At 31.5% G+C, this 20383-nt stretch carries 21 protein-coding genes; 5 read left to right on the top strand and 16 right to left on the bottom strand.

All coding sequences use genetic code 11. The features are described from left to right. Window positions 1-3: 3 nt before the first annotated feature. The 5 genes from ACRDDY_RS10635 to ACRDDY_RS10615 are packed head-to-tail and all read left to right on the top strand — an operon-like array spanning window position 4 to window position 1333. Window positions 4-393: a hypothetical protein gene (locus ACRDDY_RS10635; RefSeq protein ID WP_438564926.1), complete on the top strand. Its 390-nt coding sequence runs from the start codon at window positions 4-6 to the stop codon at window positions 391-393. Continuing rightward, window positions 390-740, top strand: coding sequence for a VRR-NUC domain-containing protein (locus ACRDDY_RS10630; protein ID WP_438564925.1), 351 nt, complete (start codon window positions 390-392; stop codon window positions 738-740). The genes ACRDDY_RS10635 and ACRDDY_RS10630 overlap by 4 nt, the downstream gene beginning before the upstream one ends. Window positions 741-748: 8 nt before the next feature. Continuing rightward, entirely contained in the window at window positions 749-901 is a 153-nt protein-coding gene (locus tag ACRDDY_RS10625) for a hypothetical protein (protein WP_438564924.1), read from the top strand. Continuing rightward, window positions 902-1096 carry a hypothetical protein gene (locus ACRDDY_RS10620; protein ID WP_438564923.1) on the top strand — a complete coding sequence of 65 codons (195 nt, stop codon included), beginning with the start codon at window positions 902-904 and terminating at the stop codon, window positions 1094-1096. Then, window positions 1097-1333 carry a hypothetical protein gene (locus ACRDDY_RS10615; RefSeq protein WP_438564922.1) on the top strand — a complete coding sequence of 79 codons (237 nt, stop codon included), beginning with the start codon at window positions 1097-1099 and terminating at the stop codon, window positions 1331-1333. It begins immediately after the preceding gene. 96 nt (window positions 1334-1429) lie between these two features. On the opposite strand, the gene ACRDDY_RS10610 is transcribed toward ACRDDY_RS10615, so the two are convergent. The 16 genes from ACRDDY_RS10610 to ACRDDY_RS10535 all read right to left on the bottom strand — a co-directional run. Then, the gene (locus tag ACRDDY_RS10610; RefSeq protein WP_438564921.1) at window positions 1430-1801 is read right to left on the bottom strand and encodes a hypothetical protein; all 372 of its coding nucleotides are present in this window, start codon (window positions 1799-1801) and stop codon (window positions 1430-1432) included. An 8-nt stretch (window positions 1802-1809) separates the two neighbouring features. Beyond that, window positions 1810-6330, bottom strand: coding sequence for a hypothetical protein (locus ACRDDY_RS10605; RefSeq protein WP_438564920.1), 4521 nt, complete (start codon window positions 6328-6330; stop codon window positions 1810-1812). Next, the gene (locus ACRDDY_RS10600; protein ID WP_438564919.1) at window positions 6296-8071 is read right to left on the bottom strand and encodes a hypothetical protein; all 1776 of its coding nucleotides are present in this window, start codon (window positions 8069-8071) and stop codon (window positions 6296-6298) included. The genes ACRDDY_RS10605 and ACRDDY_RS10600 overlap by 35 nt, the downstream gene beginning before the upstream one ends. Continuing rightward, complete coding sequence (locus ACRDDY_RS10595; RefSeq protein ID WP_438564918.1) at window positions 8068-8715, bottom strand: hypothetical protein; 648 nt, start codon at window positions 8713-8715, stop codon at window positions 8068-8070. The genes ACRDDY_RS10600 and ACRDDY_RS10595 overlap by 4 nt, the downstream gene beginning before the upstream one ends. Window positions 8716-8725: 10 nt before the next feature. After that, on the bottom strand, window positions 8726-10540 hold the full coding sequence (locus tag ACRDDY_RS10590) for a hypothetical protein (RefSeq protein ID WP_438564917.1): 1815 nt from the start codon (window positions 10538-10540) through the stop codon (window positions 8726-8728). A gap of 3 nt (window positions 10541-10543) precedes the next feature. After that, window positions 10544-11050, bottom strand: coding sequence for a hypothetical protein (locus ACRDDY_RS10585; protein WP_438564916.1), 507 nt, complete (start codon window positions 11048-11050; stop codon window positions 10544-10546). Then, a complete protein-coding gene (locus ACRDDY_RS10580; RefSeq protein ID WP_438534768.1) occupies window positions 11043-11228 on the bottom strand; it encodes a hypothetical protein in 186 nt (61 codons plus the stop codon). The genes ACRDDY_RS10585 and ACRDDY_RS10580 overlap by 8 nt, the downstream gene beginning before the upstream one ends. A 152-nt stretch (window positions 11229-11380) precedes the next feature. Beyond that, on the bottom strand, window positions 11381-11611 hold the full coding sequence (locus tag ACRDDY_RS10575; protein WP_438534767.1) for a hypothetical protein: 231 nt from the start codon (window positions 11609-11611) through the stop codon (window positions 11381-11383). Then, complete coding sequence (locus tag ACRDDY_RS10570; protein WP_438564915.1) at window positions 11604-12104, bottom strand: glycoside hydrolase family protein; 501 nt, start codon at window positions 12102-12104, stop codon at window positions 11604-11606. Before ACRDDY_RS10570 ends, ACRDDY_RS10575 begins: the two co-directional genes overlap by 8 nt. 11 nt (window positions 12105-12115) lie before the next feature. Beyond that, window positions 12116-12361: a hypothetical protein gene (locus ACRDDY_RS10565; RefSeq protein WP_438564914.1), complete on the bottom strand. Its 246-nt coding sequence runs from the start codon at window positions 12359-12361 to the stop codon at window positions 12116-12118. Between the two features lie 9 nt (window positions 12362-12370). Continuing rightward, complete coding sequence (locus ACRDDY_RS10560; protein WP_438564913.1) at window positions 12371-14035, bottom strand: hypothetical protein; 1665 nt, start codon at window positions 14033-14035, stop codon at window positions 12371-12373. 9 nt (window positions 14036-14044) lie between these two features. Continuing rightward, window positions 14045-16855, bottom strand: a complete 2811-nt coding sequence (locus ACRDDY_RS10555; RefSeq protein WP_438564912.1) for a phosphodiester glycosidase family protein — start codon at window positions 16853-16855, stop codon at window positions 14045-14047. 139 nt (window positions 16856-16994) lie between these two features. Beyond that, the gene (locus ACRDDY_RS10550) at window positions 16995-17870 is read right to left on the bottom strand and encodes a hypothetical protein (protein WP_438564911.1); all 876 of its coding nucleotides are present in this window, start codon (window positions 17868-17870) and stop codon (window positions 16995-16997) included. Between the two features lie 23 nt (window positions 17871-17893). Continuing rightward, window positions 17894-18715 (bottom strand): hypothetical protein, encoded by an 822-nt coding sequence (locus tag ACRDDY_RS10545; RefSeq protein ID WP_438564910.1) that lies wholly within the window; start codon window positions 18713-18715, stop codon window positions 17894-17896. Next, a complete protein-coding gene (locus ACRDDY_RS10540) occupies window positions 18716-18940 on the bottom strand; it encodes a hypothetical protein (protein WP_438564909.1) in 225 nt (74 codons plus the stop codon). Then, window positions 18930-20383, bottom strand: a 1454-nt coding sequence (locus tag ACRDDY_RS10535; protein WP_438564908.1) for a portal protein, incomplete at its 5' end; no start/stop codon positions are given. The genes ACRDDY_RS10535 and ACRDDY_RS10540, both read right to left, overlap by 11 nt.

Genomic DNA, 20383 nt, shown 5'->3' with positions numbered 1-20383 from the left:
AATATGAAAGATATAACTTTAAAAGAGATAAAGGAAATAGCAAAAGTAGCTCAGCATTTAATATATAACAATGGAAAATTATTGATATACCCAAATGGCGAAGATGGTATTTGTATGAGAATAGCGAATTTTCCAGAGGAACTATTTGGAGAGATTAAAGGTATACAGCTTGATAACTATGTTGGAATCAAGCCAGAGGATAAAAATCCTAAAAAGAGTGGCAAAAGAAAACATAATTTTTGGACAGAACAGGAAATTGAATTAGTTATTGAAATGTACCCAGTTAAAGAATTAAGAAAAAAACTTTATGAAGCTCTTTCTGAAAAATTTGATAGATCAGAAGGAGAGGTTAGAAATAAAATATTTATGTTAAAGGAGAAGGGGAGATTATGAAAGTTACAGAAACTCAGATACAGTCTATCATCATCAGATATTTATCAATTTTAGAAAATCAAGGAAAATTATGGTTTACTAGATTCAACAACATACCACCTGTAAATAAAGGTCCAAATGGAACAATGCAGTTTAGGAAATTACCTCCGGGAAGCAAAAAGGGGGTGCCCGATTTGATAGTTATTACCAAAGGTTGTTTTATAGGGTTAGAGGTTAAGACGCCTACAGGTAGGCAATCTAAGGAACAGAAGGAAGTTGAGGAAGGTATAAAGAAACAAGATTGTAGTTATTATGTGGTTAGGAGTTTGGAAGAGGTACAGGAGATTTTAAAAAAGTTTGGAGTGTAGGAGGACCTATGAAAAGTGATAAATGGACTACCAAAGACATCAATGTGGTTAGGAATAACCTTAATCACACTTGTGAGTATATAAATAATTTGTTATCAAAGGTTAGAAGTAGAAATGCTATAAGAACAGTTAAGTGGAAAATTAGAAAGGGAGTGATATAAGTGGATAACAAGCTGAGTTTAAACGTAAGTGGTATAGTTGCAAAATTTAAGATAAATGATATAGAGGTTGAATTAAAGGAAAAAACAGAAATTGAACTTTTATACATTTTCGCTGCCAGACAATTGAAAAGAAGTGGTAGTAAAATGTTAATTATTAAAGATATAGTCATAACAGATGTTAGTGAGGTGAAGTGAATGAGTTTTGATTTTAACAAGCTGGATGATTATAAAAAGGCAATAGATGTAGGTTTCCAATTCGGAGAATTTATTTCTCCAATAGAGTTTTTAAAAATAGGAAAATTTGAAGAAGAATATAATATGGAATTAAAGGATTGTTTGAGTTCAGAGAAATATAAAGAGAGCGATTTAGATTGGGAAGAATTTAAAAAGAAGGTAGCTAGTTACTTCTTGGAGGTGGAAGATGAAAAATAATTTTGATAAATTTATGAAAGTTTCTAAAAAATCTAAAGTTAAAAAATTAAAAAAATATTATAAATAATAAAAGAGGGTTTTCACACCCTCCTTTTTTTATTCTAAAAACTTTCTTTCTATAAACTTTAAACCGTTTATAAAAACATATGAAATTACATCTATCAAAACTATCATAATAAATATATAGAGCGAAGTTTCTAAACTCATCAAACCAGCAACCCTAGTAATTTTAATTACATAAAAACTAACAAAGTGTATAATTAACCTTCCTGTTAAAAAAACTACAATCCCATCTAAGAATTTCATCTTAGCAAATACGGCATATGCACCCCTAAGAATTACTAAAATAAAAGTTGTTACAGCTGCCATTTTAAAATTTCCATATTTTAGTAAAAATAAATTTATAAAAATAAACATTATTTCTACCAAACACAACATTGAATAACTTTTTAAATTAAATTTCAACATAGATCCTCCTAATAATTATCTAAAATATCTAAAATTTCTAAATACCCATTCATACCAACTCTATACTTTCTCTTGTTAATTTGCTTGTTCACATCCTCAGTTTTAGCTGCAAGGTTAGCCATAAAGCTCTCAAACATATTAAAATCATCATCATTTAAAAACATTTCATTATAAAAATCATTCTTGTTTTTAGTTGAATTAAACTGGTGCATAGCTGTTAATATTTCCGTTTGGTCCCTTATACCTTTATAAGCTAGTATAGCTGATAGAGTATTGAAATCACTCTTCTTCATTCTTCTGGCCTGTGTATCTACATCTAAACCAAGATTAAATAATTCTACCTCTTTTTGCTCTGGAAGTAAATCATTATCTGTCATAATTTCTCCAATAGCTTGTACCTCCATAACCTCTTTAGTTAACTCTAAAGCTCCACTTGCTCCTAATATAGCTAAATCATCTGGAGTTTTTCTCTTGTCAGTTCCCATAATTTCATGAGCTTTATCTGGATTTTTCTTAAGAGCTTTCTCAAAATCTGATTTATCATTTAAAGTTTCATAAGTTTGTCTTTTATCTTTACCTATACTAAATAAAGAAATTGCACCACCTAGTAAAAACTCTCCAACTTTTTCAATTGGTAGTTGTCCTAAAGATTGCTCATAAAGAGCTTCTCTTCTATATTTGCTACGCCATAAAGATTGAGCAATTTCTCCAGATCCGTAAGCTCTAGTACCTATACTAGATTGAAATTTCATATTATCTATACCTCTAGATAAATTTTCTGGAAGTACAGCAGCAGCCACAAAATAAGCTACCTTTTCAGCTGGATTTAAATTTTCTGCACTTGCTGCAAGTCTTTGTCTTTTTACAGTTTGGTCATAGAATCCACCCAATACAGATTTACTACCAAATACAATATTTATACCAGTTTCATTAAAAAACTGCTCCACTATTCCATCTACTACAGAAGGTAAAACCTCACCTCTGCTTATAGCGTCAACTTCACTTTCCACTCTTTCATCTGCAACAGTACCAGCAACAGTACCAGTGATATAGCTTATACCCATAGTTGCAAGTTTAAACTTGGCAGCTGTCCAAGCGAAGTTACCTATACACATCCTATTTGAGCCTTCTAAGGTATTTTTAACACCTTTCATACCCTCTCCATTTCTTATAGAGTCCAACATTCCACTCATTCTACCTCTTAGGTGACCATCTGAATCATAGTACATAGACATAGAGTTGTAAGTTCTGCTTAGTGCTCCCATACTGAATCTCTTAAATAAAGCCCATTGGTCAGCTACAAACCCCTCTCCTAAAGTTCCTTGTGCAGCACTTTCAAATGGGTCAAACTTTCTTCCTAATACATCTGCGAATTGTTCAAACAGTTGTTGAATTACATATTCATCATCATTTTTAGCAACTCTTCCAGAAAATATAATATCGTCAATTTTATCTGAATCTAAATTTTTTATAATATTTTTTATTTCTCCAAACCTAGTATCATCTATACCATTACTATCTAAAATTTTTCTAAGTAATGGAGTTTCATTCCCTGTCATAGTTGGAATAATATCCATTAAATAATTTTTACTTAACCACTCAGCATTGAAAGTTCTGTGAGCGTCTGAAGCACTTTGAAGCCAAGCCCCTTTTTTAGAGACTGCATGTAACTTTTGAAGTGTCTTATCTGCTGTTTTTAACAGTTTACTTTCTGCTCCTGTATCTTTTAAGGTCCACTTGGTAGGGTCATTAAAAATAGGATCATTAGCTAGGTATTTTGTCAAAAATGCTTCAGCCCTAGATTTTATAACTGGGTCAGCTATAGAATCTAAGTTTTCTTTTCTAATTGCATTTATAGCTTTAATAAATCCTGTTTCACTCTCCACTGGTTTAAAGAAATTTTCTTTTAATTGGGAATATTTAAAATCCCATCCTAATTGAGCACCACCTCTTATTCCCATTCTCTTATTCATACCCTCTTCTTTTAAACCGTTTAGAGAAGTTAGGTATTTATAAGACATGAAATTTTTTACAGCTCTTCTTATAACTTTGTTAGCTAGTTTAGGATCATCTGGGTCAATGTTAAAATTAGGTTTATATCTTTCATCTACTGCACCACCTAAATTAACTTTTTCAAGCTGTTGTTTCATATAATTTCCAATAGGTCTATCAGAAATAGTTTGAATAAAACTTCTGTCTGTTCCTTCTCCAACAGGCATACCAGGAGTAAGTTTTAAAATTTTATCTTGAATTTTATCTATTCCTAATTTATTTTTAGCTATAGTCGAGTAGATTCTAGATACTACCTCGTAAGGCTCGTTCTCTGTACCTAAAAAACTATTAGCAAAGTTGGAATAATCTCTATTATTTCCCCACTTTTTTCCAACTACATCAATAGTTTTGGCTTCTCCATATGCACCTTTTGCAGCTGCTCTAGTGGTAGACTCAATATCATTTCTTAATAAAATTCCCATTTCTTCTGGAAAATCTTTTAGTGAATAAACTCCTGGAGTGGTTATTTTAGATTCTCTACCCAAAACTTTCATTGAAGCAGCCATGCTTTTAATATCATCTGCATTTATTTCTACATCATCACCAATAAAAGCTGACATTTTATTGAAAAATTCAACATCCATATCTTTTACAGCAACATTTAAATTTTGCATATATTCTCTTTTGTTATAAAAAGTATTTAAATAAAAAGCTTCTCCAATTTCTACTGGTGCACCTTCGCCAGATTGAATACCCACATAGTAATTTAATTTCTCTTTTAAAATTTTAAATGTACCCATTTGGTTTATAATTTCATCTGCTCCAGCTACATCACCAGCTTTTCTTAATTCATCCGCTCTTATTCTAGCGTCAAGCTCAAAATTTTCTGTATTACTTTGTAAAATATTGATAAATTCTTGTTTATCCCAACCTTTAGCAAAATCATAAAGCTGATTCCCGAACGGTTTAGAGTTTCTAGTAGCTCCAAATAATTCCTGTGCGTCTTCCATTTCTAGCTGCTTTAAAGATAACTCTATATCTGTTTTAATGGGTTTGAAAATTATATCCATTTCCCTCTCCATTTTTATATTAGTTCTACCTTTAACAGCTAAATCTGTTTCTATAGTTTTGTCTATATCTCTGGCCATTCTTAAATAGTTATCAAAATTTCTTTCAAATCCAGAAGAAAAACCATAGTTTCCTTGAACTCCATCATAAAGATCTCTATTTAAAACATCAGCCATTTGATTTTGTGGTATAATTCCATTTTCTTTATTAATAGCTCGATTAACTATGTCAAGGCTACTTCTTGTGGATTGTACAGTGGGTATTTCAGTTAATGCACCATCACTTTGTAAATAGTATTCTCTTATTCTGTATTGGCCATTTTGGTCAACTGTTTTCACTGTAAAAGTTGTATCTCTAGCAGTTGTATAAGTAAAATATTGATCTCCTGTTTTTCCTCTAACATAATTAGAACTTGTATAAGGTTTACTATCCACGATAGTTTCTCCTTCTGGTATCATGTTTTTACCTTCAAAGAAATTTTTTACAGCTTCCTTACTCCAAGCTCTTTTACCATCTATATCGTAATGTAACGATTCAACCTTTTTAAAACTTTCGTTAACAGTTTTGTTAATTTGTGCCACTTGAATTTTAGAAGGCTTCACTTCAGCTTTAGGAGCTTCTAAATCTATTTCAACATCTGTTTTTTTAACTTCTTCCCAAGCTGCTAAAATTCTTTTTTCTCTTACGTAGTCACCAAGTTCTCCAAAAGTGTTGGTTACATAATCAGATAAAAATCTCATTTCCTCTAAATTTTCACTCTCATTTATAGTTTTTAAAACTTGTGAAACTTCCTGTATATTATCCAAAACTTTATTAGTGTCACTAGTATCAACACCTCTTTTTTTCAAATCTTCCATAACCTCACCAACGGTAGGTTTTTTATAAACTCTACCTTGATTATCTAGTTGGTCCATATTGAATTTTACATCACCTAGCAACTCACCTTTTTTAAATTTTTTACTATCAATAAATTCTGCACCTTTTGGCATAACTATAGAAGCAACAAGTCCAGGTATATCCTCTGTACCTATATCTTTTAAAGTTCTATCATAAATGATATTTTCTTCTACTAGGTACTCGGCTGTATTCATTAAAGCTTGACCAACAACTCCAAAACTACCAGTCGCCATATTAATAGCAGCATTAAAAGGGTCAGCCACCCCTTGTACTAAAGAACCAGCTAAATTTAAGCTGGTCCCAGTAACTATATCTTTTCTATTGTAATAATTTTGTAATTTATCTTCTTTATACGCAATATCTTTTTTTAATTGTTCTTCTTTTTTTAACCAAAAATAATTCTCTGGTGTAGCTCCAAATGCTTCAGCTAACCTATTTGTAGGATATAAAAACTTAGTTGCAAACTTATCAAATCCAACCCTTATATTTGTTTCAGTAGCTTCAGCTAGTCCTGTTATTGGTTTTTCTTCAACATTACTATTTACGTTTAATTCCTGTAAATCCGAAGTCATTGTTTGTACCTCCACTTTCTCCAGAACCTTTTAGAGTGTCGGTTCTTATATTTTTATAACGATAGTTAATAGGTGCAATTTGTAGATCCATTAAATCTTGCAAACTATTTTGGATGTCATTAAAGTTATTATCATCTTCAATAAAGCTTTCCACATCTATCGGTGTATATTTAGTATACCCCGCTTGTCTCATTTTTCCAAGTAATAAAGTGTTTAACTTTTCTTTAGCTGTAGGAGTAGAACCAACAGCGTTAGAAAGTTGGAAATATCTTGTTCTAACATTATCCCTTGTTAGAGTTTCATCAAGCCAATTCGGAGCTTTAACTTCAACTTCTGCTCTAATATTTTTACCATATGTATAAGCTTCGTTTGTCTTGGCCATATTTGGTCTAGTAGGAGCTTTTAATAGTAAAGTTGGACTATATCCTCTAAGTTGCATACCTAAATTTTTAAGAATTGCATTTCTAGCATAATCATCATTACCGGCCATTTCATTAGCAAATGGATATATAACCTCATTTATAATTTCGTCTTGTGTTCTTCCATCTGTTGTGTAAGCTGCAATCTCTTGTTTTATTCTTTGTAAATCTCCAGAAGCTACAACATTGGCCACATCCCTATTTGTAGAATCTCCAATTTCAGCTAAAGATGTATTGAAAGTTTCTTCTAAAAGTAAATTATCTTGTACTAGTTCTTTTGTAGTTGGAACTACATCATATTTAGCTTCTATAAATCTGTAAGGATCATTATCATTGATAGCTTTTCTAACTTTTTCTTCAGTGGATAGAGCGGCTTTTTTATCTTTTTCAATTTGCTTTAATGCATTAATTCTATTTTTTTCTTGTGATATAGCCATTCTTTCTATAGCTTCAAGCTCTCTATCATTACCAGCTTGTGTCTGGCTACCCCTAACCATAAACGATTGTTTAAATGCTTTTTGTGCTTCTTCATCAAATTTAAATTTATCATTATAAACACCAGAAATTTGATTTAAATAATTATCACTCATAGCATTTTTTTTATATTTACTTATAGTGGCCATCTTATCATCAAATGACATATTGGGATTGATTACTATAGCAAGTATTTCTTTATTATCTCTGCTATATTCCATGTTGGCCACACTCTCACCAATCATGGCAGCGATTTTATTTTTACTCATTCCTGTAGTTTCTAAAGCTTTTGCAGTTTCGTTTAAACTGTTTAAAACTTCATTGAACATTTCAGTTTGAGAAGGGTCTAGGTTAGAACCTATAGTTTCTAGTTGTTGACGATTTAATAATGCAGTATCATAAGTTTCTTTGATAAACATTTGGTTTCTCTTATATTGTAGATTATTTAATTTTTCACCATCTACAATTTTCTGAGAACCGATCATTTTATCAACATCACTTTGACTTAGATATTGAGATCCTAAAATTAATTCTCTTTTACTTTTTATTAATTCATTGTTATAAGCTGTAACCATACCTTCAAATTTATCTTGGTCAGTATATATGGTAGGATCATTTAAATATTTACTCTGAAATTCATTATCCATATCAGCTATTTTAATTAACAACTGATTTTTTTCATTGGAAATTTTAAAGTTTTGATGTTTTTCAGCTAAGTCAGCTATTGCTTTATATGCTAGTTCTGTACCAGGATTTTCTGAAGAATAACTCATATTAACTATATTTCCAAGTTGTTTTGTAGCTGTTCTTTTATCTCCTACAAATTTATTTAATAATTCTGTATTCATCCTAAAAACCCTCCTAGTCCAGAAAACATATTTTTAAAACTCTCTCCAAAACTAGATAACGCACCTTGTTCGGCTCCGGAAGTTTTAGCTTCCGTATCAGTTCTTTTATTTTGTGAGTATTGCATAAGTTGAGAAGCTGAGTTATAAGCACCCATTAGAGCTTTACTTACTGAATTGCTTTCAGCTTGTATTTGCTTACTAGAAATGTTTGTCATCATGTTATTTAATTGTAGATCATTATTTAATTCTGAATTAATTCTTGTTTCTGATAACTCTCTCATATTAAATATTTGTTCTGAAGTTATTTCATTTAAATTTGAAATAAAATCTGAGTCTAATTTAGATAAAGAATCACTTCTAAAACTATTAAATTCATTATCTACATTAGCGGCGTTTGCAGTTACAGTGTTAAGAGTGGAAGCTACTCCAGCAGCTTCCTTTATCATCATCGCCCTTTTTTCTGTATAAGTTTCAGTCATGCCCATAAAATCTCTTTTATATTTTTCTTCAATTTCTTTTTGATTATATTCTTTTTGTAGTTCAGCCATTTTTCTTTCTGTGGAAGCTATGGTACCAGCTGATTTATAAGAACCATAAGCACCCATAATTTGAGTTCCAGCCATCAATGCCATTCCTAAACTCATAAAGCACCTCCTAATTATCTCCAACTATATTAACAAAAGTGTCAATTCCTAAAATTTCTAAAATTTCCTCATTTTCTTTAGATAAAATTTTTATACTATAACCACTACCAACTCTCTTTGATTTTTTAATTCTATATACAGAAAAATCATCCTCTTCTTTTCCTAAGTTATTCAAAGGTGACTCCAGGATATAAACTCCTTTTATAGCTTCTTTTTTACCATTTAAACATTTCATGGAAACTTGTTCTATTGTGCTGTTAAAATCATTTGCATACACTCCACCAGCTTTTGTCTTAGAGTAAGGTGAGTTTAATGTGATGATAGCTTGTGCATAGTTTAAATTTGATTTTGTGAGGAATTTTGTATCTTGTACAAAGTTTTGATTGTAACCAAATAGTTTTGTAGAATAATTTAAATCTAAAGAAGTTTTTCTAAAAACGTTTACATCTATCACATCATAAATTTCTATAACATTATTCATAATTTGAGATACAAGTTTTGTTACTCCTTCTATAGTAATTTTAGTTAAAAAATTAGGTTTGGAATCAATATTAAATTTTTCTACATTAAAAGTTTTGTAACTTTCATACCCTAACTCATTTGGTACTGGTTGTATACATTTTATCACATTATCTTCAGAAATATAATAAAAGTTATCTCCTATTAATTCGCATTCCCAAAGTGCTGGAATTTCTGAAGCTATAAAAACCCTGTAAGTTTGAGGGGTTAATACTTTATCGAAAGTAACCACATAAACCCCTTTATTAGTGGTGATATATAAACCGTTTCCAGCTTTTGACCTAATGTATGTAGGTCTTTGGTTATTTATTGGGGAAGGTTTAAAATAAAATGGACTATCATCTTTAATATCATTTCTAAAATCAAAGAAGTTATCTATTTTAGAAAAAAATACAACATCATCTTTTATAACATAAAATCTAGGACCAAAAACTCCAGCGTCAGTAAAATTATTTTTTAATTCTTTTAATTCTCCCCAAGTTAGTTGGCCTTTTGTTTGAACATTTATTCCAGTAAAATAGCTGGATCCGTATAAAGAGTCCGCTGTTTCTCCTGTAAATTCTATATTGGTATTTCCTAAAATATACTGTTTAACTGTATTGTTTTCAGTAACCTTATTATAATACACCTCCATAACTGCAAAAGTTAAACCAGGAGTAATACCAGCTATTGTTTCTGGGTCAATAGTGCTACGAGATTGTTTATAAATTCTATCTAATTTTATATTAGAACTTTCAAGATAAACTCCATCGCCTTTAACCTCTAATTTAGGGTTTTCATATTTAGATAAACTCATAACCCTGTTTTCTTTTTTATCTCCAACTGTTATTTCATAAACTCTAAAAACTTCCATCTTTACTGTTTCTTTTTCTATAACTGGATAAGTTAGTAAAGTTAAAAAGTTTGATGTACCTATCTGGCCATTATCTTTATTGAATTCATAAACTTGTGGTGTAGGGGTACAAATTATAAGGGAGTCATTAAACATCTTGCAATTTGTGGATTTTGTGGCGTTTGCTGCGTGTTGGTAAAGTAAATTGTTATCAGATTTATTTACAGTGTAAATTTTATCTGTAGTAATTATTATGTAAAAAGTATATCTGGTATCTAATACCTCTACTATATTTGAAATATTATTTATTTTTTCTAAGAATTTTTTAGCAAATTTTAAATTTCCTAACTCTGTCACATATAAGTTTCTTAATAGTTTAGCTGAGCTTCTAGCTATTTCACTATCCCTTATACCATCCATTCTTCTTCCTGTTTCTCCATAAAAAAAATAATTATTAGTTCTCACATCTGCCATTTTCTACCCTCCAAACTTAAAACTATTAAATTGGTTAGCTAAAATTTTTGCTTTTTCTTCAGTATATTTTTGTTCAAAATAACTTATTCTTTCTATCCAGGAATTATAAGCAAGACACAGCTGTATGCATAAACCATATATAACTAAGTCAGTTAAATTATCTGGCATATTTACAATATCTATTTTTTTACAATATTGTAGTTGCACCTCTTTTTCATTGGAATAAATAAATTCCCCTTCCTCTCTTATTGGAACATTAGCCCTAATTATATTTAATAGGTCAGCTGGTTTATTAAACCTGTTCTCACCTAACACATTTGTGCTAGGTTGATATTGGGTCAGTGTAACTGTTACAGAGTTAAAAAGAAATGCTGTTTCTTTTGCTAGTTGCTCTATAATATGATCACATAAAAGAGTGGCCGTTTTATATTCATCACTTTTGTTGTCATTATATTCATTGTTCTTACCAAGTCTTAAAAAAGCCATTTGTATTATTTTTCCTTTATCCATCTTGGTCCTCCTGTTTTTTATTAATTTGTTCCTTCAAACTTTTGACTTCTTCTGTTAATTTTTCGATTTTTTCTGGCATTTTAGAAATACCACCAGCCCTTTTATATTCTATATATAACAAGGCAACTAGAGCAGCTACAGCCACACCCTGGTTTATAAACCATTTTATGTTCTCCAAGAACTCCACCCCCTCTATATATTAAGAACTATTTTCACTGGAGTTTTGTGGTTTTTATAAATTTTTTCTGATTTATTTAATTGCATTCCACTGTTGAATAAATATAAAATTAGTAAAAATATTAAAATCTTCCTCATGCTGATACCTTCTTTCTACACTGTCATGTACTTTAAAATAGTGTCAATTAAATCATACCAGTAAGAGCCTAAATTGTCACCCTTTAAACTCATAAGCATAGCTGAGACAACGACAACAATCAGCAGCACACTAAGGGTTTTGTGGAAATAATTTAATTTTTCTTTTTCAATAACTTTTTTATTTTCTAAATTTTTTCCAAATATTCCAATAATTTTATTTAATACAGGTAAAATTTTACTAATCATATATGTATTCCCCCTTTAAAATTTGATCTCTTAATTCAATAGCTCTACCCTTAACTTGTTTGGCCCATTTGCTATCTAACATTTCTTTAGCTGCAGTAGGATAATCTTTTTTTTCCATAGCTGCTAAAAATTTCCTAAATCCTAAAAGTCCACCATAACCAAGATTAAAACACATATTTATCAAAACTTCTCTTCTGACTTGATTTTGTAAGTTATAAAAAGGATTTTTTCTTAGGTCAAATTCACAGTTTTCAATATCGTTATCAAGCAAGTATAAAGCATTTTCCTTAGAAATACCCTCTTTTTTAAACCGTTTAACGTATTCTTTTTTAGATAAATAAGCTCCAAATATTTTTTTAGATTCCTCTGGAGTAATTCCTCTCCCTTCTAAATTTCTCCCAACTCCTATAGTTAATTTTCCAGCTGGACATATATATGCTTTTAATTTCAAACCTTCATGTCTTATTAATTGTTTAACCAATTGTTCTTTCATTTCTACCACTCCTAAATTTTATATTTTTTATTTAATCTTTTAAAAACTTTATCACCTATCTTGTGGCCTGTTCTTTCTTTAAAATCATCTGCATTTTTAAATTTTTCTTTTTTTATTTCTTCTAAAATTAATTTAGTTTTAACCTCTCCCATTCCAACAACACTGTCAAGCCCAGTATAAGTAGCTGTATTTATACTAGGCTTGTAAGCATTGGATAGGATAAAAATTGTTAATAAAATTATAATTACCCTATTCATATACCACCTCTATTTTCTTGTTATTTTATAACTAAACATATCTTCAGTGGATTCAACAGATAAATTTCTTATTATAAGTTTTGTTGGAATTTCGGCTTCTATATCTGTTACACCTATCATCACAATATTGTATTTGTCTGGTATAATAAAAGTAGAATCTACAACTCCACTACCACCTAAAGGAACCTCAAAACCTTTTATTAACTCGTAGTTTTGTTTATAAGTGAATTGTAGGTTTGTTTGTGAACTTATAGGCATATAATCTAAGTCGGTACTTATATCGCCTGTATAACCTAAAATGTGGACGTAATAAGCACTAGAATCTGGAACATCCACACCTAAATCTAAATGTAAGTTTAAATTTACATTTTTTAATAAATTCACCCAATAAGGCTCCGTTACAGTGAAATAACCTAATATACCAACTTGATTTGCGTCAGTTATTGTTGTAACTCCATTCTCAACCTTAACTTTGAAAGGCACATTTCCAGAAGCTAGTATATTTTCGTCGATCATATCAAAATCAACAACTGTAATTTCTTGCTTGTTTAAAAATTTTGAAACTGGTGGAACTATGACTTCCCCAGCACTGAGTGATACACTCTCTATAAATGGCCATGTTTTAGCTTGTACAGAGTCAGCTGTTAAAGATTTCATACCTTTACTATCTCTATCATAATCACATATAGTTATACCAGAAGTATCTGAAAGCTCATTTAAATTAACTTCTACAGAAGCGTTGTGAGTTATCATTATAGCCACTTCATCATCAGCATTTAAATTTACCAACCATTCGCCAAACATGTTGTTTATTTTGGCACTCTGGTTAATTTGTTGTGTTATTCTGCAAGCTACACCTTTTATATCATTTATAACTGCATTTGTTTTAGGATCAAAAAGTTCAGCTCTAATTTCAAATTTAATTGGAGAAGTCATTTGAACTCCAGTTTCTAATCTAATATTACAATATTTAGTTCCACCTTTTTTTATAACCAAACTTTTATTTATTAAATTTGTTGTAACCGAATCGCTCACGAAAGTTTCGGAAGGTAATATTTTTACCTTCCTTTCAACCTTTGTAGCTGTAAGCTTAACCGGAAAATCAAATCTACCAAGATAATCTACAGGTAATGGAGCTATTATAGGATGTTCTTCATCTAATATAACTGTTACACTTTTATCATCTTCTCTATGTAAAAATTTAACAGCTCCCTGGCTTTTTAATTTCATAGCCCAAAAGTCACTATCATCTTGTTTAGGGATATTTATCATTCCTATATCTCTGATTTGTCTAACTGTTTTACCTCTAGTTTGGTAATAAGCTACATCCCAATTATTATTTATTCTATCTGGTATAAGTAAAGCTTCATAATTAGGAAATAAAACAAGTTCAGTTCCTCCAGCTACCCTTTGCCCAGGAACTTCCGGGGTAAATGTCAATTGTTCTGTATCAGATAAATTGTTTAGGTATATACTTGCATTTTCTTGTAGATTTCTTATATCTGGCAAGGCTTGGTTATAATCGGTTGTTGGTGTAGTGTTATAAATTATAATATCTGCTGTTACATCTAAACTTTGTTGAGAATCCACAAGTTCATAGTAGACAACTTTATTTTTTTTGCTTCCAGTTGGTTTTGGTTCACCAACCGGAATTATAATATTTTTACTTCCCATTTTTTCCTCCTATAGTAAATTGTATTCTTTTGCATATTCTTCTACTTCTGTTGGAATTATAGGTGGTTGAATCACATTTAAATTCATAACACCTGTATCAGATTGAGTTTTTTGTTGTTTTTCATACTCATGCAAGTCTGTTAGATAATTATGGTACGAGTCTAAAATACCTAGTTTAGACATTTGTGTTGCGTGGTAAGGGGTGTCTAGAAGTTGTACAGAGTTTTGAATTGTAGCTAACTCCACCCAGGAACCAACACCAGAACTATATCTTTGTCTAACAAAAACCTTTCCTTCTCTCTCTTTCGAAAAATAAACATCTATAAAATTCCTTGAATCTGTTCCGTGTTTCATACATATTACAGAACCATAATCGCTAGTTGGTACTTGGTTAGGTTTGTCTGTAGTCGAACTACCACATCTATAAATTCCAGAAGTTGTAACATTTTCTATATTTCCGACAACTAAATCTAATTGACCGTAGAAGTTGGATGAAGCTTTTCCGAAGGTGTACATTTCTCCGTTTTTAAACTTTAATAAATTTTTATAACTGCCATCGAACCCGTCTACAAAGAAAAATTCATTTGTTGAATCATATCCAATTTTAGCTCTTCTTGATAAATTTATGTCATAAATATCCACACCCGGAACCTTCAATGTTTTTGGTTTTAATTGCAATAAACCGGATTCTATGTTTGATAACTCTATTAATCTTTTGTTGAAGTTTTGTTTTAGTTCAGATATTTCTTTTATAACTTTAAAAATTTGCAACTCATATTCATCAAATTTTGAAAAATACAAAAAATTAGCAACTTTTCTATCTTCTGTCATATTGTCTATATTTTTATTTAGTTTCACACCATTGGCAACTGTACTTGTACTACCACCACTATCCAGCATGTATGCAAATTCCACACCTTCACTTAAAAGTATAGAACAAACTTCTTGCGTAGACATACCTAAATCATACTCTGTCCTCCCGTCACAAGTAAAAATGACATAGCTTCCATCGTTTTTTCGAGAAATAACTTGCCTAGGTAATTTGTTCATAGGGTCTCTTCCAGGCAACTCTTTACCATCACGTATTAAAGGGTACCAACCTTGCACCGCACTTTCTACCCCGGATTGGACTAAAATATCTGGATCGACCGTTCCCGAATTTACAGAACTTAACTCTCCGGTGCTGTTAATGCACAACAACTCTTCGCCTACAGTAGGTTGTATGCTTTGACGCTTCAATACGACACCGTCCTTTATTACCACCCCTTTAGTTGCTCCAGTGTTTACATCAAACAAACCGGCGTTTATAGAAATTGTAGTATTTTTACGTAGCGAAAAATCTATGTTTCTTTCGGTTTTTTCCAACATGTCCTCAGCTAAACCAAGTTGCATTTTAAATGTTTTAGGTATTTTAACCAAATAATAATCCGTATCATTAGCTCTGCTTTTTAAAACTTCAAATCCAGCCACAAATGGATCAACAGAATATTCTTCAGAACCTTTAATAATATTAGCCCATAAGTTGTTGTACAACCGAATTCCAGTACCTTCATCTTTAGAAGAAATATTGACCCTAAACCCTTTACCATCACCTTTAACAGAATACCCAAGAACTTCTACCACATCACCTACAGCATACTGAGTAGATTTTTTTAGATCCTCGATAGTATCTTGCTTATCCATTTTTTGCCCTAGGAAACTTCTATTGAAATCCCTTAATTCAAATACACCATTTGCCAATTGATACACACCTTGGCCACCATCGTTAGTTTGGGTATCTCCTGTTACTATAACGTAATCACCACTAACCAAACTAGAGTCAGCTTTAGCTTGGTTAAGAGTTTCATATTCCTTAAAAACTATTGTTCCTAATTCACCTTGAATCAATATAGGGTTTCCTCTATCGAAATACATTTTACCATTAGATAACTCAAAGGCTTGTGATTTCCACTTTTGAGGTTGTATAAGAGTTAGACCATCTACTGAAGTATGAGTTTGCCAATATACACCATCTTGGATATTTAAAGTTGTTGGTTTATCATAAACACCTCTAAAATAACATCTAGTAACTGTTGTGCCATCTTCCTTTATAAACTTTAACCCTACAGCTGAAAGTGGCTCAAATTTAGTATTATCACATTCTCTAACTGTTTTGGTAACTGTATCTATATAAATTTGAACTATATCTTTGTTTAGGAAAGGTATATCTATATAATCATGTGTCAACATACCATCTATTATAACTTGTGCTTTAGCTAATTCGGTTTTTATAAATAAAACTAAATCTGGTTTTATTTCAGTTTCTATTTTATTTATTAAATCCTGTACAATTTTATCTAAGTCATCTACATTTGTACCTCTCCAACCATCCTTAGTCCTTATCCAAACCTCTCCTTCATTAAGTTCTGGTAGAACATAGAACATCTTTAATGTATCGCCCGTTATATTGTTACTTTTTAATAAACGGTTTAAGTTTGTAAAATCCCTCTGAAGTTCATTGTACTTCTCTTTTAAAATTGATACATCTGGAAAATCATCTATATATTGACTTGACTCTTGGTCAAATACATATATAACTTGAAATTCAATTGCTTCTCCAAGTAGAACTGTATCATCTATTTTTAGGAAAGTGTTTCCAGCTTCCTGTATTATAGAGTAGCTACCTGGTGATAAAATTTGGAAAGCTTCCTGGAACTTTCTCCACATAAATCTAGCTTTAGATAATTCTATTCCATTTATTTCATATCTATCACTAGAGGTTTTGACCATTTCTTTAATAATCTCTATTTGCTTGTTGTTTTTAAAAGAAAAATCAGACATAAGTTACCTCCTATTTTGTATAGAAAAAGAGGGATTCCTCCCCCTCTCCTAAGCATTTTTATTAATTTTTTTTCTAGTTTTTTTCTCAATTATTGGTTGAGGTGTATCTTCTGGAGTATCTGACAAAGTTACAGGATTGTTAGGCAGTCTTGAATTGAAGTTTTGTAATCAATTCAGGTTCTATAACCACTACACCTCCAGATTTAACTGATTGGATATGCCATTTCTCTCCATCTGTAGGGAAGTAAACAGCTGAGTTTTCCATTGTTCCTTCCCATTCTCCCCATCCTATAACCTCTGGAGGAATTACAGTAGGTGCAGTTGCTGCGTCTGTGATTCTAAGTTCAGCACCAAAGAAGTTAGACATTCCATCACCTAAAGCATTTTTATAATCTCCATTTATAAAGATGTCGTGAGAACAAATTTTTTCATAGTGATCAAGCGAGATAGCCAATTGAGCTGGTTTTGTATTTCCAGCAACAGATTGCTTAGCTCTTAACGCTGCTCTTCTACAAGTTCCTACTAAAGCTCTGATGTTTTGCTCAGAGTCTATATCTAAAGTTACATCCCCTCTTAAAGCAATTCCAGAAGCTGCATAAACTGCTGTCATAATCATTTTGTCTTCTGTTCTAAGAATTTCATCACCCATAGATATAATGGTAGCTCCCTTTATATCCAAACCAGTTTTATTCATATCTGATTTCTCTACGTGTTGCTGTGACCAAATTTTAGTTATATTAGCTATAAAAGATTGAGGTTTTCCTCCTTGATTAGATGTAGCACCACCAGGGAACATTGAAGGAACTGCTCCACTTCCAGATTTTCCAGCACCTCTTCTGTAGAACGAAATTGTATCTCCTTTAGCTTCAGTTTTAATTTGACAACCTTTTTTAAGTCCTTGTCCTTTTAATTCCTTAGAAAAAGCCGTTAAGTTAGTGTCATACATCTTTTGTACTGATTGCGCATAGTCAGTTGGGTCAGCGAATAATTGAATGTTTAAGTTGAATTTTTTCATAATTTGATACCTCCGGTTTATTTTTAAGATAGGTAACTACCCATCAAATCTTTAAATGCTGCTCTGTCACTTTCTTTTACTTTTCCATTTAACTCTTTAGCTAAAGCGTAGGCGTCAGTGTAATTCCCACTCTTTATAATTTTACTGAACTCATCATAAGCTCCACTAGCTGTATAAACTCTAGAAGCTTCACCTTTGAAGTCCTTCTGTTTTAAAGGGTCTGTATTTCCAGGCTTTATACTTTTTCCATACTCATAAATCATATTCATAAGTACAGGATTTCCCATGAAAGCTTTTTTATGCTCTTTGAATTTAGAGTTTTCAAAGAATACATCTAATTCTTTTGTAAGAGTTCCCCAATTCTTTTTAACCTCTGGAGAAAGTCTTTCTTTTAGATCCTTCATAATTTGTTCATCTGTAATTCTTTCTTTCTGAGATTGCATTTGTAATTCTTTATCTAGCATAAACTCAATTTGATTTTGAGTGAATCCAGCTTCTTGATATTCTTTAGATAAATTTGTAAATCTTTCTCTTACTGCTTCATCGTTGAAATTAATTTTATCTTGGTATTTTTCTAGGTTATAACCATTAAAATCTAGGTTTGGTTTTTCTTCATACTCGCTTTCATCAAAAGTCATTTCTAGAGGGTTAAACGGTTTAAATTCTTCCTCTGAATTTGCACCTTCTCCATCTACTGGTGGTGTGTTTGTACCTTCTAAATCTTCAGAATTTCCACCTTCTGCACCTGGTGGAATAATTTCTTGTGTTCCTCCACCCTCTCCACCACTATTTCCATCATTAACATCATAGAAAAAATATTTATTTCTTAAATTTCTAAATTTCAATTATTTTCCCTCCTTAAAAAGAGTCACTCTTTGGTTTATATCCATTTTTAATTTCATAAGTCCATTTCTTACATCTGGGTATTTTCCAGTAGCTAGGAAATATTTTTCCCTCTCCCTTAATTCATCTTTTATGCATTCGTCTATCAACTCGAATATTTCTGGATCAGCAGCAAATTTAGTTAATAGTTTTACATAATTATCACTCATTAACATTTTATTGTCCACTCATAACACCACCTTGTGCAGCCATTAGTGCCATTTGTTGTTTTGCTCTCTCTTCTAAAGTTTTTCTTAAATCTTCCTTAGTAGGTAAAACGTTCTTAGGTATTCTCATTTTATCAGCTGCATAATCCGCAAATTCTTCTGGTTTGATTAATAGATCTCTTCTATCTTCTGGAACAACACTTCCAACAAGTCCATAGTAGTTAAGCACTTGATTAACCTCTTCAAGTCCTGTATTTCTTGTTAATTCGTTCATATATAGAAGTTCTGAAAACTCAACATAGTTTCTACCCTCTCCATCTAACTCCACATCTAATAAAAGCCCTTTAGCCTTTAAAATCATGTAACAAGCTGTGAAGGTTGGATATAAAACTTCAGTGTTGATTAACTCGCCTGTTGTTGACCACTCTTTATTAAACAGTTCAATTCTCATTGCCTGTTCTGTGGCACTCCTAACCGAGTTATCTAACGTGCCTAAAGGCTGTGCTAGGAAAGCTGCTTGAATTGCGTTTCTAGCTTCATTGATATCCTGTTCCAAAGGTATTAGATTAGTACCTATGTTATAAGGTTGGTAACCCACTGTGTCACCTGGTAAACCACTTCCATTATAATTTATATCCCCAGCATTTATACCGACTTTATATATCAGTTCTAAATTTCCTGTAAATCCTCCTGGGGGGTCAATTATTTTATCTCTATGTCTTTTTCTCTTCTCTTTATTATCTTTTAACCCTTGAAATATATCTTTGTAATCTCTTGCTGGACCAGTTCCCCAACAATTAGAGCTATCTAAAGCCCATCTAAACACTATAAATACAGGGTAGTCTGTCCATCTAAAACATAAACACTCTTCAAATTTAGCTGTATAAACAGCATTGTAATATCTGTAAAGTCCAGAACCTTCATCAAACATCCCTATCATAACCTCGATCACATTTATCTTTTGGTCGAATTCTTCCTCAGAAGTTTGTGTCGGTAGTTTAAAGTCTGGATAATTTGAGAATCTATCAACAAGGTCCTCTCCGTTCATAGGGAAATGTTCCTTAAAAACTATTACAGGTTTACCGAGTGCGTCTTCAGTAAACTTTACATTATCATACCCCATAAATTCAAAACTAAAAGGTCTAGTGTTAGAGTTCTGCTCATTTATCTTATATATTCCAACTCCAAACTGTGCGTCTTTAATAGCCTTAGCTATCTCAGTGTAGTAGTTAGAGCCCCTCATATACTCGAAAGTAGTAGTGGAGTTTGTCTCCAAAGTTTTGTTAGCTTGTTGTACGAAACTATCCACGATCTGTTCATTCTGATTAGTAGCTTTGAGGTAGGTATTTTTATTAATCTGCATTTTAGCCCATGAATTATTTCTATTAAATACATTGGCCATAGTGAAGTTTGCTAAAAATTTCCTACTTGTTATAATGGAGAAATCTATCTCTCTTGCTGGTT

Source organism: Clostridium sp. (assembly GCF_051656525.1).
Classification (GTDB): domain Bacteria; phylum Bacillota; class Clostridia; order Clostridiales; family Clostridiaceae; genus Clostridium.
Note: the sequence above shows the minus strand (reverse complement) of the source record. Positions and strands in the feature narration are given on the sequence as shown.

Coding starts and splice junctions, on each gene's coding strand:
- ACRDDY_RS10635 (WP_438564926.1), top strand. CDS start 4: ATGAAAGATATAACTTTAAAAGAGATAAAGGAAATAGCAAAAGTAGCT.
- ACRDDY_RS10630 (WP_438564925.1), top strand. CDS start 390: ATGAAAGTTACAGAAACTCAGATACAGTCTATCATCATCAGATATTTA.
- ACRDDY_RS10625 (WP_438564924.1), top strand. CDS start 749: ATGAAAAGTGATAAATGGACTACCAAAGACATCAATGTGGTTAGGAAT.
- ACRDDY_RS10615 (WP_438564922.1), top strand. CDS start 1,097: ATGAGTTTTGATTTTAACAAGCTGGATGATTATAAAAAGGCAATAGAT.
- ACRDDY_RS10610 (WP_438564921.1), bottom strand. CDS start 1,801: ATGTTGAAATTTAATTTAAAAAGTTATTCAATGTTGTGTTTGGTAGAA.
- ACRDDY_RS10605 (WP_438564920.1), bottom strand. CDS start 6,330: ATGACTTCGGATTTACAGGAATTAAACGTAAATAGTAATGTTGAAGAA.
- ACRDDY_RS10600 (WP_438564919.1), bottom strand. CDS start 8,071: ATGAATACAGAATTATTAAATAAATTTGTAGGAGATAAAAGAACAGCT.
- ACRDDY_RS10595 (WP_438564918.1), bottom strand. CDS start 8,715: ATGAGTTTAGGAATGGCATTGATGGCTGGAACTCAAATTATGGGTGCT.
- ACRDDY_RS10590 (WP_438564917.1), bottom strand. CDS start 10,540: ATGGCAGATGTGAGAACTAATAATTATTTTTTTTATGGAGAAACAGGA.
- ACRDDY_RS10585 (WP_438564916.1), bottom strand. CDS start 11,050: ATGGATAAAGGAAAAATAATACAAATGGCTTTTTTAAGACTTGGTAAG.
- ACRDDY_RS10575 (WP_438534767.1), bottom strand. CDS start 11,611: ATGATTAGTAAAATTTTACCTGTATTAAATAAAATTATTGGAATATTT.
- ACRDDY_RS10570 (WP_438564915.1), bottom strand. CDS start 12,104: ATGAAAGAACAATTGGTTAAACAATTAATAAGACATGAAGGTTTGAAA.
- ACRDDY_RS10565 (WP_438564914.1), bottom strand. CDS start 12,361: ATGAATAGGGTAATTATAATTTTATTAACAATTTTTATCCTATCCAAT.
- ACRDDY_RS10560 (WP_438564913.1), bottom strand. CDS start 14,035: ATGGGAAGTAAAAATATTATAATTCCGGTTGGTGAACCAAAACCAACT.
- ACRDDY_RS10555 (WP_438564912.1), bottom strand. CDS start 16,855: ATGTCTGATTTTTCTTTTAAAAACAACAAGCAAATAGAGATTATTAAA.
- ACRDDY_RS10550 (WP_438564911.1), bottom strand. CDS start 17,870: ATGAAAAAATTCAACTTAAACATTCAATTATTCGCTGACCCAACTGAC.